The organism is Psychrobacter pygoscelis (assembly GCF_004335015.1).
Classification (GTDB): domain Bacteria; phylum Pseudomonadota; class Gammaproteobacteria; order Pseudomonadales; family Moraxellaceae; genus Psychrobacter; species Psychrobacter pygoscelis.
On the sequence record NZ_RQRU01000001.1, the window covers coordinates 391,883 to 407,385 of the forward strand.

At 45.8% G+C, this 15,503-nt stretch carries 12 protein-coding genes; 6 read left to right on the top strand and 6 right to left on the bottom strand.

Annotated features, from left to right (window positions below):
- Nucleotides 1–109: 109 nt before the first annotated feature.
- On the bottom strand, nt 110–256 hold the full coding sequence (locus tag EGV92_RS13845) for a hypothetical protein (RefSeq protein WP_165525537.1): 147 nt from the start codon (nt 254–256) through the stop codon (nt 110–112).
- Between the two features lie 489 nt (nt 257–745).
- Here EGV92_RS13845 and EGV92_RS01615 point away from each other — a divergent pair, with 489 nt between their 5' ends.
- The 5 genes from EGV92_RS01615 (at nt 746) to EGV92_RS01635 (ending at nt 5,264) form a co-directional block, all read left to right on the top strand.
- Nucleotides 746–1,321, top strand: a complete 576-nt coding sequence (locus EGV92_RS01615; RefSeq protein WP_131667466.1) for a TerD family protein — start codon at nt 746–748, stop codon at nt 1,319–1,321.
- Nucleotides 1,322–1,540: 219 nt separating this feature from the next.
- Nucleotides 1,541–2,638 carry a DUF475 domain-containing protein gene (locus EGV92_RS01620; protein WP_131667467.1) on the top strand — a complete coding sequence of 366 codons (1,098 nt, stop codon included), beginning with the start codon at nt 1,541–1,543 and terminating at the stop codon, nt 2,636–2,638.
- A 368-nt stretch (nt 2,639–3,006) separates the two neighbouring features.
- Nucleotides 3,007–3,582, top strand: coding sequence for a TerD family protein (locus EGV92_RS01625; protein WP_131667468.1), 576 nt, complete (start codon nt 3,007–3,009; stop codon nt 3,580–3,582).
- 121 nt (nt 3,583–3,703) lie between these two features.
- Nucleotides 3,704–4,456 (top strand): TIGR00266 family protein, encoded by a 753-nt coding sequence (locus tag EGV92_RS01630; protein ID WP_131667469.1) that lies wholly within the window; start codon nt 3,704–3,706, stop codon nt 4,454–4,456.
- A 199-nt stretch (nt 4,457–4,655) separates the two neighbouring features.
- Entirely contained in the window at nt 4,656–5,264 is a 609-nt protein-coding gene (locus EGV92_RS01635) for a TerD family protein (RefSeq protein WP_131667470.1), read from the top strand.
- 955 nt (nt 5,265–6,219) lie between these two features.
- Here EGV92_RS01635 and EGV92_RS01640 read toward each other — a convergent pair.
- Nucleotides 6,220–7,461 carry a TerD family protein gene (locus EGV92_RS01640; protein ID WP_131667471.1) on the bottom strand — a complete coding sequence of 414 codons (1,242 nt, stop codon included), beginning with the start codon at nt 7,459–7,461 and terminating at the stop codon, nt 6,220–6,222.
- 302 nt (nt 7,462–7,763) lie between these two features.
- Here EGV92_RS01640 and EGV92_RS01645 point away from each other — a divergent pair, with 302 nt between their 5' ends.
- Entirely contained in the window at nt 7,764–8,873 is a 1,110-nt protein-coding gene (locus EGV92_RS01645) for an ATP-grasp domain-containing protein (protein WP_131667472.1), read from the top strand.
- Nucleotides 8,874–9,743: 870 nt separating this feature from the next.
- Here the strand turns inward: EGV92_RS01645 and ppc are convergent.
- The 4 genes from ppc to EGV92_RS01665 form a co-directional block, all read right to left on the bottom strand.
- The gene (gene ppc / locus EGV92_RS01650; RefSeq protein ID WP_131667473.1) at nt 9,744–12,572 is read right to left on the bottom strand and encodes a phosphoenolpyruvate carboxylase; all 2,829 of its coding nucleotides are present in this window, start codon (nt 12,570–12,572) and stop codon (nt 9,744–9,746) included.
- Between the two features lie 251 nt (nt 12,573–12,823).
- Nucleotides 12,824–14,071: a vWA domain-containing protein gene (locus EGV92_RS01655; protein WP_131667474.1), complete on the bottom strand. Its 1,248-nt coding sequence runs from the start codon at nt 14,069–14,071 to the stop codon at nt 12,824–12,826.
- A 3-nt stretch (nt 14,072–14,074) separates the two neighbouring features.
- Nucleotides 14,075–14,599 carry a GNAT family N-acetyltransferase gene (locus tag EGV92_RS01660; RefSeq protein ID WP_131667475.1) on the bottom strand — a complete coding sequence of 175 codons (525 nt, stop codon included), beginning with the start codon at nt 14,597–14,599 and terminating at the stop codon, nt 14,075–14,077.
- A gap of 33 nt (nt 14,600–14,632) precedes the next feature.
- A complete protein-coding gene (locus EGV92_RS01665; RefSeq protein WP_131667476.1) occupies nt 14,633–15,484 on the bottom strand; it encodes an AAA family ATPase in 852 nt (283 codons plus the stop codon).
- Nucleotides 15,485–15,503 lie beyond the last annotated feature (19 nt).

A 15,503-nucleotide genomic window follows, 5' to 3' on the forward strand; every position in this document is an offset into this window, starting at 1 on the left:
GGCTATCTCGCGATCGCTAGTAGCTCAAGTCTCTGGCAAGTCATGAACGTAACATACTTCATAACTATCAGGCTTATCACAGTTACGAACGGCTACTTCGCTTATAAAGTCAGTCTCTGACTGAGCTTGATAGATCAGCGGACAACCACTCACCAAAGTAAGTGTTCGTCTTAAGGCTGAAGACATCTTTTTCATCCAGTCCAAGAGTTCGCGCCGCTTGCTCTTGCTGACTCTCTGAGCAGTCGAATGTCGTCATACTGAACGCGGCAATCAAACCTGCCGAACTGGTCTTTTTACTAACGTGTCATACAATAAGATCACTCTTGGCCAGTGGTAATACAATTTGATAGGGTCATAAATAGCTGACTGCTACTGACTACTATAAGACAGATAGATTATATAAAATTAATATGGTGGTTAAATTGGCTTTATAGTAAGTTGCCATTTGTCTTAAATGTTTCTTCAAGCCCTTTGCTCTTACGAAATTAATAACTTATCGTTAATTTTTAGCCCTAGACATAAGCTATGGGCTTGTTATTATGGGTAACATTATTGAACGACTGGATTAGACGATTGGATTTTTCCATATTCATAGTCATTTTATTGATTTAATATTTTTGTCATAATTTATATATTAAATCATATCGTTATACAGACATTGAAATAACTTAAGCACTTATTGGCTTAAGCACAAGTTAATTTAGACACTTATTAATTGACACATTTAATAATTGAGGAGATATTTATGGCCTTATCACTGAGTAAGGGTGGTAACTTATCACTGACCAAAACTGACCCAAACCTAAATAAGCTACTGATCGGTCTCGGTTGGGACGAACGTGCCACGTCTGGCGCTGAATTTGATCTAGACGCTAGCGTATTTTTGGTTAATAGCGCTGGCAAAGTTCGTGGCGATCATGACTTTATCTTTTATAATCAGCTTAAGTCAGATAATGGCGCAGTTGAGCACACCGGTGATAACCGTACTGGTGAAGGGGATGGCGATGACGAGGTCATTAAAGTTAACCTATCTCAGGTCCCCGCTGATATTGACAAAGTGATTGTCACCGTCACCATTCATGATGCGCAAACGCGAAATCAAAACTTCGGTCAAGTCGCTAACGCCTTTATTCGTGTCGTCAATGAAGACACCGGTACTGAGGTAGTACGATTTGACTTAGCAGAAGATTATTCTATCGAGACCGCCATGGTGTTTGGAGAAGTCTATCGCCATAATAACGAGTGGAAATTCCGCGCGGTTGGTCAAGGCTACTCAGGCGGTCTGCAAGCTATGTGCCACCAATATGGTGTCAATATTTAACTGCTAAAGTTAGTTTTTAGCGATGCCTGATAAAAGTTTTGTGCGCTGCTACGCTACGCTGCCTATCACTACGCAACTAATAAATATTCGATAGGATTTGGTATAAATTGTTGCAGCTCAATACAAGACTATTAACGAAAAAGTGGTTATTATTAACCACTTTTTTTGTATTAAAGCAGTTTACATGTCTGCAAATAGTGACTCTAAACAGGATATGTCATGAGACATTTTTATTTTGATATGATCTTTACCACCATTGCGCTATTGATCGCATCGTGGTGGGGATATTCACACGGTGGTATGAGCGGACTGATCTCAGCGCTGTCTATCACCGCGATACTGGCAGTGATGGAGATTTCGTTGTCCTTTGACAATGCGGTCGTCAATGCTTCGGTACTCAAGCACTGGAACCACTTTTGGAAGATGATCTTCTTAACCGTCGGTATCTTAATCGCTGTCTTCGGTATGCGCTTGGTGTTCCCCATCGTCATCGTCGCCGTCACTGCTGATATGGGTATGATGGACGTCATCAATCTTGCCTTGTATAACCCCAATGAGTATTCAGCCAAACTCATGGCACACCATGCAGAGATTTCGGCATTTGGCGGTATGTTCCTGATGTTAGTATTCCTAAACTTCTTGTTCGATGATCAAGAAGTACACTGGTTTGACTGGCTTGAGAGTAGACTTGCTAAGTTTGGTCAAGTCGATGCCATGAGTGTCTTTGTTGCGTTAATCTTTTTGATGATTTCGCTCACTTGGGTACACCCTGAGCAAAAATCAGCGGTACTTATCGCTGGTGTTTGGGGTATCTTGGTTTATCTTGGGGTTCAGGTCATCTCAGGCATGCTTGAGGGCGACATTGAAGAGGCTGAAGAGGAGCTGGAAGAAGGTACGCTATCTAACAATACTACCAATGTCGGTAGCGCGGTTATGAAAGGCGGTATCGCAGGTTTCTTATACCTTGAAGTGCTTGATGCGTCATTTAGTTTTGACGGTGTCATCGGTGCTTTTGCCATTACCAATGATGTCATCATTATTATGCTTGGTCTAGCCATCGGTGCGATGTTTGTTCGCTCGATGACCATTTACCTAGTCGATAAAGGCACGCTAGATGAGTTTATCTATCTTGAGCACGGCGCGCACTATGCCATTGGTGCCCTTGCCATCATTATGCTACTGTCGATGAAGTTCCATGTGCCAGAGATTGTGACCGGCCTTATCGGTGTCACCTTTATCGTTTGGGCGGTCATCGCTTCACTGAAACACCGTAAACTTGAAGAAGCTGAAACCTCAGGGAAAGCGTCTTCAACTTAAATTAACGACTTTTCACATAATCCTTATGATAATTACTAGCACTAACTTGCGCATGAGCATAGGGGTTAGTATAGTTAACGTGAGTTTCGGCTCACGTTTTTTATTGTCGCGATTTTAGTTCAGATTTCGACTTATCAGACGATATACTCTTGAGTCGCCCCTATTATTACAATAACTTTTGTACTGAATATGAGCTATTGTCAATCTACAATAATATTGGTACAAGGAAGCCGAGCGCAGACTATACAGTAGTATGGCTAGTGAGGGTGACACCGTAATAGTTTTATTGTGGACCGACTGTACTATTCACGCGCTACTGCGTGACTTTTTCTTACTTATCAATACACTCGCTAAAAAGGATCAATAACATGGCTATTAGCTTAACCAAAGGTGGCAATGTCAACTTATCAAAAGAAGCCCCAGGACTTACCAACATGACCGTCGGTCTTGGCTGGGACCCTCGCGCTACTGACGGTCAAGACTTTGACCTAGACGCCATTGCCTTTTTGCTTAATGATGCTGGCAAAGTACGTAACGACCAAGACTTTATTTTCTTTAACAACCTAAAATCTAGTGATGGCTCTGTCGAGCATACCGGTGATAACCGTACGGGTGAAGGTGAAGGTGATGATGAGCAAATCAAGGTCAACTTAACTAACGTCCCTAGTGAAATCAGCAAAATTGCAATCTGTGCCATCATCTATGAAGGCCAAGCGCGCAATCAAAACTTCGGTCAAGTCGGTGATGCCTTCATCCGCGTCATTAATGACAATGGCAACTCCGAGGTCGCCCGTTACGATCTATCAGAAGACAGCAGCACTGAGACTGCGATGATATTCGGTGAGCTATACCGCCATAATGGTGACTGGAAATTCCGCGCCGTAGGTCAAGGCTTTAATGGTGGCCTAGGTCCATTAGCGGCCTCTTATGGGGTTAATGTATAACTAAGTAGCCTTTTATAGATTACTGAGTAGCCTTTATAAAATTAGGGGTAAGCCATCGTAGCGCTTGCCCTTGATTTATATTCCGTCATCTTTAGTACTAGCCAATACTGTAGGAGCGCTTATGGCAGCGACGTTCACTCTAATCGGGACTATCGAGCCTTTTTTACATTGTAATCTAAAAAAAGGAGATTCCATCTATTGTGAAGCCAATGCGATGGTCATGATGGAGACCAATCTGGAGCTTAAAGGTAAGCTCCAAGGTGGCATTATGCAGTCGTTGATGCGCCGCTTTGCCAATGATGAGTCGCTGTTTCAGCAAGAGATTGAAGCCGTTCACGGTGAGGGCGACTGTCTTCTCGCCCCTACCCTTGATGGTGATATGCAAATCTTAGACATTGGAGCCAACCAATATACGTTAAGCGATGGCGCCTTTGTCGCCGCCTCTCGCAGTGTCGATATCCGTGCTAATATCCAGCGCAATCTTGGCGGTGCGGTATTTGGTGATACTGGCGGCTTCGTGGTCATGCAGACTGAGGGCACAGGTCAGGTCGTGGTCTCAGGCTTTGGCTCCTTATTTGAGATTGATGTTGAGCCGGGCAAAGACGTGGTCATCGATAATGGTCATGTGGTCTGCTGGGACTCAAGACTACAGTACAATCTGTCGGTATCTACCAGTAAGAAAAAAGGCTTTATGAGCAATATCATCAACTCCGTCACCAGTGGCGAGGGTATGGTATTGAAGTTTTCAGGTAAGGGCAAAGTCGTCATCTGCTCACGCAACCGTGACAGCTATCAAGGTTGGCTTCAAAGCGTGCTTGGTAGCAACTCTGGTGGCCGTGGCGGCGGCGGTGGTCTGCTGGATCAGATCATGTAGTCTTAAGGTGGCAGCGGCTTAATCATTGGGTCGCTGTCTTTTTTGGCGCTTTAATCTTGCCTCTTCTACCCCCATTAACTAGCATTACAGCGATAAATGTCGCCTGACAGACTGGTTGATAACCCCGTTATTATTTATAGTGTCTGACACCTATTCACCCTTTGATAAAGCTAACTTAAACCATTAAAAGGATACTCTCATGGCAGTTAATCTACAAAAAGGACAAAAAATCTCGCTGAGTAAAGAAGCGGGCGGTACACTCACTCAAGTTAAAATGGGCCTGGGTTGGGACGTGGCACAATCTAGCGCTGCTAATAAAGGCGGATTCTTGGGTAAACTCTTTGGCGGCGGCGGTGGTGGCGACAGCATCGATCTTGACGCCTCGTGCATTATGTTTGACAGCAACAAGCAGCCTATCGACGCCATCTGGTTCGGTCAGCTCAACTCAAAAGACGGCAGTATCGTGCACACCGGTGACAACCGTACTGGCGCAGGCGACGGTGATGACGAAGTAATCAACGTGGATTTATCGCGTATCCCAGCCAGCGTGCAATCTCTAGTATTCACCGTCAATAGCTTCACTGGTCAGACCTTTGAGACGGTAGAAAATGCCTTTTGCCGCATCGTCAATGCCAGCAATAACTCTGAAGTGGCTCGCTACAACTTGTCCTCACAAGGCAGTCATACGGCGATGATTATGGCTAAAGTCTATCGCCACAATGGCGAGTGGAAAATGCACGCTATTGGCGAGACCGCCTCTGGCCGTACATTCAAAGACTTAATGCCAGCGGTAACGCCACATGCTTAGGTAGTTGAGACAAAGTTATTGCTTAAGATAGCAGCGCTACCCATAAGGGTGGCGTTTTGCTGAGTAACCATTATTAGATTTAAGTAGCTTAATCCTACCCTTCTCCCTTTTGGGTAGAAAGGCGATATAAAGACCTTTTAGTATCCGCCTTAAAGTTAAAAGCCATAATGGCTATGCTGATAGACAAGCAGTTAAAGCAGATGAGTACTGCTAAAAATAGTTTGATATTATGGTTGATATCAATAGGTAATAAGGATTTGGCTATGATTTATGTCTATAGAATAATGGGGTTCCTAATTGGGATCGCTATCTACTTTATAATCATTAACAGCATAACTATCTCTGTACCCGCAAGCTGGGTTTTATATCTCGTCCTTATTTGTTCCGGTACATTTATCGGGGAAAGGCTATTTTACCGCTCTAAAAAAGAGCAAGGTAATAACGCCAAACCACTTCATTAACGTAAAAGCCTTTGGACAAACCCTCAGACATAACTCAGCCAATAAAAAGAGGCACAGTGATAGCATGCGCAGGCTTCGGCTTTACCTTAGCAAGCTTAAGAGCGTAACGCCAGATTGAGTGGGACGGACGCCCAAATAAATAGTTGGTTTTTACAGCCGATAAATCCTCTCCCGACCGCCTTAAAAAAGGAGGGCGCAATTTTGCAAAATACGCTTTATGAGGAGGAGGATGTGAGGGGCAATCCATGAACGTATTAAATCAAAGCCCCTGCCCATTTTTTGCTCTTCGCCGAGGGACGAGGCGCGGCCATAGTCACGTAGAATCGACTACTCTCGCCCCGCATATTTCTTCCTGTCTAAAGAACTCCGATGTTAAGGCCATTCTTTTATTTTTTTGGCTTTTTGTGCTTTAGCTATCGACGATTAAACCCTAACACAGGAAGCTTCATTTTTAGCTACTTAGGCTATTTTATTCATTGGCTTATATTCTCTGATTACTTGCGCGCTTTTTGCCAGCTAAAGCCCCAACCAAAGCCCTCATCCATGTCTTTATGACCACTAAAGTATTGGTTAATACGCTCAACATTGATACTGCCCTGCTGATTGACCAATCGCGCGATGGCGCACATGGGCTTTGAGTTTGCACCTTCGGTGAGCCGCGTCTCAATCGGTGGCTGACCGGGCACGTGAATGGTCACCACGCCGTCGGTCTGCGCCCAATTGGGTACGCCCTCATAGATAAAGGCAAAAATAAACACCTCTTCAATCTGCGACCACTGCTGACCATTAATATCGAGCCACTCACCGTCTGTACTCTGCCCCGTCCTATCGTCCGCGCGAAGCAGCACATAAGGCACGCTGTCTAAACTGCCAAAGCGCTTGCCCAAGGCCTGAATGAGGGTTTTCTCGCCACTTTTGAGGCGAATCATCGCCCCCACATCGAGGTCGATACCCTTTGAATGCTGCTTAAATAGATCGCTTAGGCGGCCCTTTTTCGGCATCTCCGACTTGTCTGGTCGTTGGTTCCAATTTAGGTTGATGGAGATTTTGCCGAAGTCGTCTTTTTTCTTTAGGTTGATACTTGATTGGTTCTTGGTTAGGGTAATTTTGGATAAATTAACAGTTGAGGTTGAGGCAGCTGGAATCGGTGGCGGACTGGCTTGATGATTGGCACTGGTGGTCGCAGGCTTGGCGGTATTGACACCATTATTGGTATTCACCGGATTGGACTGAGGGCTATCATCGGCAATCTCCACACCGAAGTGCTCTGAGAGCGGCCTTAGACCACCATTAAAGCCTTGGGCAATAAAGCGAAATTTCCAACTGCCCTGACGGCGGTAGCATTCACCAAGAATAACGGCCTTTTCGCTACGATTGCCCGCCTCGACTTGACATGTCAGTAACACATTGCTGCCCTGCATCACTTGGATATCGACATTGCCAATCTGCGCCAGCGTCTTGCTACTTGAGAACGCTAGCGCGATTTTATCAATTTGCGCAGGCTGCGCCGATAGGTTGATATCGAAGAAGCCATCGGTGTCATGATCGCGAAAGGCGACGCTGCTATCATCGCTTTGCTTTTGACCGTAGAACACCATGTCGCCGTCGCCGCGAACTTTGCCCGTATTCGCTAAGCGGTAAGCGGCGCAATCAATGGACTGGTCACTGATAATACGAATACTAATCTGCTCAGCGGCTAATGGCGCATTGGCACCGGCGATTAAAGTTTGGCTCATGATTCTCTCGCTTCTATTTATAAGGATTATCTGGATGCATTAATATGCTAACTGCCACTATGATTTTGGGGTAGCCTGTCGATAGGCAGCCTTATGTGGCTAATTGCCATATTTATTTTAGTTTAGCAAAATGCTGCGGTATAAGGCATCGTAAGTTGTGTGTCGTTTACTTGGGCATCTTGGTCGATGGGTATCAACAATGTGATTAATCTTACGCGCATTTGTGCGCTGCGTAGTAAACTAAGCATCAATATATTAATACACCAACTCATTTAGCCGCTTAATTAAGAGACAATACACGTATGAAATCATCAGTACCTAGCGTTTGGCTTGCTGAAGCCCAATCCAGTCAGCGCGATATGCTCGAAAGCTTACAAAGCTTAAAGCAGCAATATACCAACAACGACTTAAATGTCCTTGCCTCACACCGCTCGCGGCGGTTAGAAATCTTTGAATTCGCTGACCAGTACTTTTTGGAACCAAGCACTGCCGACCATGATGGTGCTGCCCTGCCCCGTTGGCAGTTTGTCCTTGAGCAAGCCAAGCAGCATAACGTCAAGGTACTGCTAACTGGTCGCAATAGTATCGATTATGAGGCCGAGCGGGAACAATTTGACCAAGCAGGTATCAGGCTACTGACAGGCGCTACGTCGGTAGAGATGCTCAACAAAATCGATGACAAGTTTCAATTTATCCAGCACTGCAACGCCCATCATATCCCTGTCGCTGAGGGCTGGCGTTTTGATAATTTAAATGAATTGACCCGGCTACTGGCTAAGCATAGCGATAAGCGCTTATGCGTCAAGCCTGTCACTGGGATATTTGCCCAAGGGTTTTGGCGACTAGACACAGGAACAACAGCAGATGGCAATGATAAACATTATGACAGCTTTGAGCATCTGTACTTTACCGATAATAAAAAGATAACTACCGAGCAGTATATCGCTGCCTATTCGCAAAGCGTGCTGGTACATCAGCGCCCTATTCCGATGCTACTAATGCCATATCTACCCGGCCAAGAGTACTCTATCGATGTGGTCTGCGAGCGCGGCGAAGTATTAGCAGCCGTCACCCGTCATAAAGTGGGCAAAGTCCAACACATTGGCTATGACACCTCAGTGATGGACGTGGTCACTCCACTCATTAAAGCCTTTGACTGTGATGGTATCGTCAGCGTACAGACCAAGCAAGATGCAGACGGCATACACCGCGTCTTAGAAATTAACAGCCGCCCGTCTGGTGGTATCGGCTATACCAAGCATAGCGGCGTGGACCTAACCCAAGTGGGCTTCGCCTATTGGCTGGGCTGGTCAGATAAGCCTAAACTTGAGGCTATCGCTAAGCAAATTACCCCGTGTCAGGTACGATCTATTATGACTAGCGTGAAGCTAAATGATGATATAGTAGGCTAAATAGCACGCAGATCGCTATTAAAAGAGGAAAAAATCCTTTTTTAAACTATTTAAAAATTTATTTAAAAAACAATAAGTTATATCAAGATAGAAAATGAAGGGTAAAAATAGTGTTTTTGCCCTTCAAGCCTTGTTATGACTCTTTTTTGAGGTTTATAATTCCTCTTCAACACCGCATAGGTGACTTAGAAAGACACCGGACTGAATCAACCAAGACGCATACGCTTCAACACCGCATAGGTGACTTATGAGCAGCGTTTAAAAATTGCATGTCAATTTTAGCTGCGCAAGGAAAATCCTTTAAATAGGATTTTCAGAAGTTATACTTCCTAGCACAGTCCGATTGGAAAATCATAGATTTCCCCTTGCGTCAGGCTGAGGGTTCCCCAAACCCTCAGAATACCCCTGACTCACACACTTATAGGTGACTTATGAGCGCCGTTAAAAAATTGCATGTCAATTTTAGCTGCGCAAGGCCAATCTACAAAAGCTACTTTAAATAGGATTTTCAGAAGTTATGCTTCCTAGCACAGTCTGATAGGAAAATCATAGATTTCCCCTTGCGTCAGGCTGAGGGTTCCCCAAACCCTCAGAATACCCCTGACTCACACACTTATAGGTGATTTATGAACAGCGTTTAAAAATTGCATGTCAATTTTAGCTGCGCAAGGCCAATCTACAAAAACTACTTTAAATAGAGTTTTCAAAAGCTATACTCCCTAGCACAGGCCAATTGGAAAATCCTGCAATTCAGACTTTAAAAATACTTAAATATTGCTTGCGGAAGCAGAAAGATAGCTCAAAATAAAATAGGCCAAGCAAAATGCCCAGCCTACTTTATTATTTAAGACAAAATCAGTAGCACAACCCCTAACCGGTATTACGCAGCCCCTGCGCCACGCCATTAATCGTCAACTGCGTCAGTTGTAACAGCCTCGCCTCATCAATCTCCTCTTTGAGGATCGACTTACCATCACCACGGCGCTGCTTAAGTAGTGCCACCTGTAGCCAGTTAAGCGCATTAAGATATGGCAGACGTAGGGCCAACGAGCGTGCTAATGAGCGATTGCTCGTAAGCAGAGTCTCTTGCCCCGTTAGCAGCAGTAGCGCTTTCTGACTACGCTCATACTCCTCAATAATCAGCTCAAATATCTCTTGAGCATTCTCTGTATCCTCAGCCAGCTCGACATAGCTCTTGGCGATATCGATATCGGTCTTGGCCATGACCTGTTCCATATTTGACAACATAGACTCGACAAAGGCGCTATTTTTGGCATGGTCTTGTAGTACCGACAGCATATTCTCATCTTCAGCCAATAGACTCTCGACCGCAGTACCAAAGCCGTACCAAGCAGGCAACATTAAGCGGTTCTGCATCCAAGAGAAAACCCAAGGTATCGCTCGCAGGTCTTGAATCTTAGCCAATGTCTTGCGACTCGCAGGTCGCGAGCCGATATTTAAGCTAGCAATCTCAGTAATCGGACTCGCCTGCATGAAATAATCGATAAAGTACGGATGGGTAATCAGCTCACGATAATGATTAAAAGCAGTGGTCGATAACTTGTCTAGCAGCTCAGGGTCAGGTGTCATCGTCGCATCAGGCAACAGCGTCGCCTTAAGAGTCGCTGAGACCAGCGCTTCTAGATTGCGCTCAGCATTGCCCGCATCGGCATATTTGGCAGTAATGACCTCGCCTTGCTCGGTGATCCGAATCTGCCCCGCCACTGACTTGGCAGGCTGTGCCAAGATGGCCTCAAACGAGGGACCACCACCACGGCCAACGCTACCGCCGCGACCGTGGAACAGCCGCAAGCGCACATCATGCTTGGCGAATACATCCACCAGCCTTTGCTCCGACTGGTACAGTGACCACTGACTGGTAATATAGCCTCCGTCCTTATTAGAGTCAGAGTAGCCGAGCATAATCTCTTGCAGATTGTCTCGACTATCTAACAGCTGCCGATACCAATGATTAGCAAACAGTCCATCCATGACCTCAATACAGCCCTCTAAGGCATCAATAGTCTCAAATAATGGCACAATATTTAAGCGGCTGACGGGTTGACCCGACTTGATGGTCAATAGCCCCGTCTCTTTCATAAGTAGTGCTAAGGCCAGCATATCGCTGATGGTCTCACAGTTGGAGATAATGCTCTGACGAATCGCCTGCTCACCAAAGCGATCTTTAATATCAGCAGCGGCAGCAAAGATAGCTAACTCATGCTTTGTCTGCTCATCGTAGTCGACATATGGACTAAATAGAGGACGCGGCGTCGCAAGCTCACGTAAGAGGACGCGCTGCCGTGCCGACTCTGACAAGGACAGATAATCTTCCAAATCAGCATGCTTAAATAGATCATGGACACAGTCACCATGACGCGACGCATGTTGGCGCAAGTCAATCGGCATGAGATAAAAGCCAAAAAGGCTGACACTACGAATAAGATCAGCTAGCCTGCCCTCAGCAAGCTTAGTGCTACCATTATCGGTTAACGATCGTTGAATGGTAGTAAGGTCCGCCAGTAGCTCATCGGCATCACCATAAGCCTCAGCACTGCCAAAGCGGCAGCCATAGTCCAGCTCGAAGCAATGGCTAGTCGCTACCACACGGGCAGATATTAAGGCGATAGCGCGGCGATACGGCTCTTCACTGCGTGAAATCTCAGTATCGGGTGACTGCTCTGCCATCGCTAGCACGTCTGCATTGACCTTCACACGGCGGATAGACAATGGCAGTGCGTCGTACAGCTTACCTAACTCATCACGATAAAAGTAAAATACTGTCGCTGCCTGACGCTTGAAGGCGTCACGTAGTGTCTGGGCGGAGACAAAAGGATTGCCATCTCGATCGCCACCGATCCAATTGCCAATATGGATAATATTGGGTAGCTGCGTCTTAGGATAATAACCTTCAAGCGTCTTTGAGAGCTTTCGATAAAGCGCGGGCAGTGCTTGGAAGAAGCTCAAGTCAAAGTAGCCGACGCCATTTTCGATCTCATCTGCAACGGTAATTTTAAAGTGGCGTGTCTCATTGGTCTGCCAAAGTGCTAGCAGTACCGTCTCGATATCCTCTTCGAACAGCTGCTGCCGATAGCCGATTGCGTGTGAATGGTCGGAGAGAATCTCACGAATTCGGCGGTGAAAGTTCAATATACTCTGGCGCTGAACCTCAGTAGGATGAGCTGTGAGTACCGCTGCAACTTCAGTCGATGCAAGCTGCTGACCCAGCTGCTCCCCTGAAATGCCTTGCTCCTGAATTTGGTTTAACACTGTCTGAAAGCTAGATCGTGCAGGCTCTTCATATTTTTCGTGCACAATACGGCGGCGCTCATGATGACGATCTTCGGCAATATTGAACATCTGAGCAAATAAGCTACAAGCGCGAATTAAGTTTTCTGTCTGCCGATCATCAAGAGTGGGCAGTACTTGATCGATAGTCTGCTTAGGATTGGCGCCATCGAGTAACTCATGGATGGTCTGGGTAACGGCCGGTGAAGTCTGCGACTTAATCACTCGGATCAATGCATCGCTTAACAGCTTAGTCTCTGCAAGTAGTGGCAGATCCTTTTCGTTGTCCAATAGAGCATCGCGGGCGATGGGGTCAAAGGTGGTAATAGGTGGCTCTACTTCAGAACTGTGGCTTGGTTTTAAAACTAAAGAATCGTCATGGAGGGCTGAAAGGTCGTCACGTGAACTCATCTGATATCCTATTGTCCATAATATTGATGTTGGCGAGGCGTCTGGGCTAGCGTAGTATTGCGGCGCTCCTGGACGCGGTAGCTATACCGCGAGACTAGATTAAAATGTCTGGTTTAACTGTAGCGTGAATTGACCTAAGATTGCAATCTAGACGTTTAAGATAGGCATAATTTATATTTTTTTTTAGATTACTCGTCCTACTGAACCAGTACTACTGAACTATAAAGTCGGCAAAACAGCGCTTGCGATAGCTATCTGGCCAAATATCCAGTCATATCCTCTATCCCATGCAGCGTCATCGGATACATATGCCCGTCGAACAGCTTCTTAATCTCACCAATGGTATGGGTATAGTGCCAATACTCAGGATTCTCTGGATTGAGCCAAGCGACTTTGTCAAAATGAGCCAATACTCGCTTAAGCCAGACCACACCTGATTCTGAGTTCATATATTCGACACTGCCGCCAATGGAGAATAACTCATACGGCGACATAGACGCATCCCCAACAAAGATAACTCGGTACTCACGGCCGTATTTATTGAGCAGATCAAAGGTGGCCATACGCTCACTATGACGCCGATTGTTGTCTTTCCAGACATAATCGTAAAGGCAGTTATGAAAGTAGAAAAAATCTAAAGTCTTAAATTCGTTTTTGGCGGCAGAAAACAGCTTTTCCAGCGCCTCAACATGCATATCCATACTACCACCGATATCAAAGAGCATGAGCACTTTGACGCGATTGCGCCGCTCCGGCTGCATATGAATATCGAGCACACCCTTTTTAGCAGTACGCTTGATAGTCTCATGGATATCCAGCTCATCAGCACTACCAGTTCGGGCAAACTGGCGCAAGTTTCGTAGTGCCATCTGAATCTGGCGCGTACCAAGTAGGTTATCATCATCAAGATTGCGGTATTTGCGCTGCTCCCACACTTTGACCGCACTGCGTTTGCGCGACTCACCGCCCACGCGAATCCCTTCAGGGTGATCGCCATAAGCCCCAAACGGCGAAGTACCCCCTGTCCCGAGCCATTTACTTCCCCCTTGATGACGCTCTTTTTGCTCTTTGAGTCGCTCTTCTAAGGCTTTCATCAGCTCCTCAAGTGAGCCATATTTCTTCAATAGCCGTCGCTGTTCTTCAGTAAGATTTTTGGGGTCAAGCTTTAAGTCTAGCCATTCTTGAGGTACGTGGGTAAGCCGATCCATTAGCTCATCGACATCAAGACTGTCGACACCCTCAAAGTAGTCAGCCATAGCCCGATCAAACTTATCAAAATGCCGCTCATCTTTGACCATGCACAGCCGAATGAGCCGGTACAGGTCTTCCCGACTGGCAAAAGTACGGTTTGCTGAGCCGTCCCCTAGTTCCCCGTCGGTGGCATTGGGCAACGGCTGCATCATCAGCCCCTTATCGAGCGCTGCATTAAGATCCAAAAGCTCGCGGGTAGTGACCGGTACACCATAGGCTCGCAAGGTATAAAATAGTTTAATAAACATTGTTTATCCAATTTTCTCTTTATGACGTCGTTCCTGCCAGCCAGCTTTATCAATCACCATATTAATGGCAGTCCATGAATCGTTTCTGAACGGTATATGGGTACTCTTACCGGGGTTAATTTGCAAACCTACCTTTTCATAGCATTTAATGGCCGTAGTATTCCAATCATAAACATTCAGATGAACCCGCTGCACGTTAAACTCTGTAAATGCTATCGTCAAAAGGCGAAAGATTATAAGCTGACCAATACCTTTACCACGCATATCAGGATCACCTACCAAAATGCGACACAACTTTGCTGACTGCGCTTCATCGAGATAAATTTCTGCATGTCCGACAACCTTTCTACTAATGAGTACTTTATAAACATGTCTTTTAGTGTCTGCTAGATATTCTTGAATCTGCGAACGAGTGATTGGAAAGGTAAAAATACCGCCAGAAAACTGTATCAAAGATCTTTCATCTTCAATCCATTGACTAAGTTTCTCAGTATCATCAATATTAAAAGGTTGCAAATTTATCTTCATAAACTTTGCCCTAACAGTTTTAAAGCTTAGTCATTAACGGCGCATCATGTTAGCAAAGCGCTGAAGCAAACTGACATCGGCTTCATTTTTGAGCAATGCCCCATAAAGTGGCGGGATAGACTTCTCGCCGCGAAGGTTTTCTTCCAGCTCTTCTTGCGCCATATCATCCGCCAGTAGCAAGGTCAGCCAGTCGACCAGCTCTGAGGTCGAAGGTGGCTTTTTCAGGCCTTGCACCCCGCGCAGCTTATAAAAGATATCAAGGGCATCGTTCACCAGCTTTTCTTGAATATTAGGAAAATGCACATCGATAATCTGACGCATGGTCTGCTCATTAGGAAAGTCGATATAGTGGAAGAAGCAGCGCCGCAAAAAGGCATCAGGCAACTCTTTTTCATTATTGGAGGTAATAATGACTACTGGACGCTGCTCAGCTTCGATGGTCTGGCCTGTCTCATAGACATAAAATGACATCTTATCAAGCTCATGTAGCAAGTCATTGGGGAACTCTATATCGGCCTTATCAATCTCATCGATAAGCAATACGCTACGCTGCTCGCTTGTAAAGGCCTCCCAAAGCTTGCCAGGCTTGATGTAATTATTAATATCATACACTTTGTCATCACCCAGCTGCGAGTCGCGAAGCCGCGAGACTGCATCATACTCATAGAGGCCTTGCTCAGCCTTGGTCGTTGACTTGATATGCCAAGTAATCAGCGGCATACCTAAGCTGCTGGCTACCTCTTCTGCCAGCAAAGTCTTGCCCGTACCCGGCTCACCTTTGATGAGCAGTGGCTTTTGCAGGGTCATCGCAGCATTCACCGCCAGCTGTAAATCTTCAGTGGCGATATAAGACGTCGTACCAGTAAATGAAGTCGGAGTCGTCATAGATAGTCTCTTAATTGGG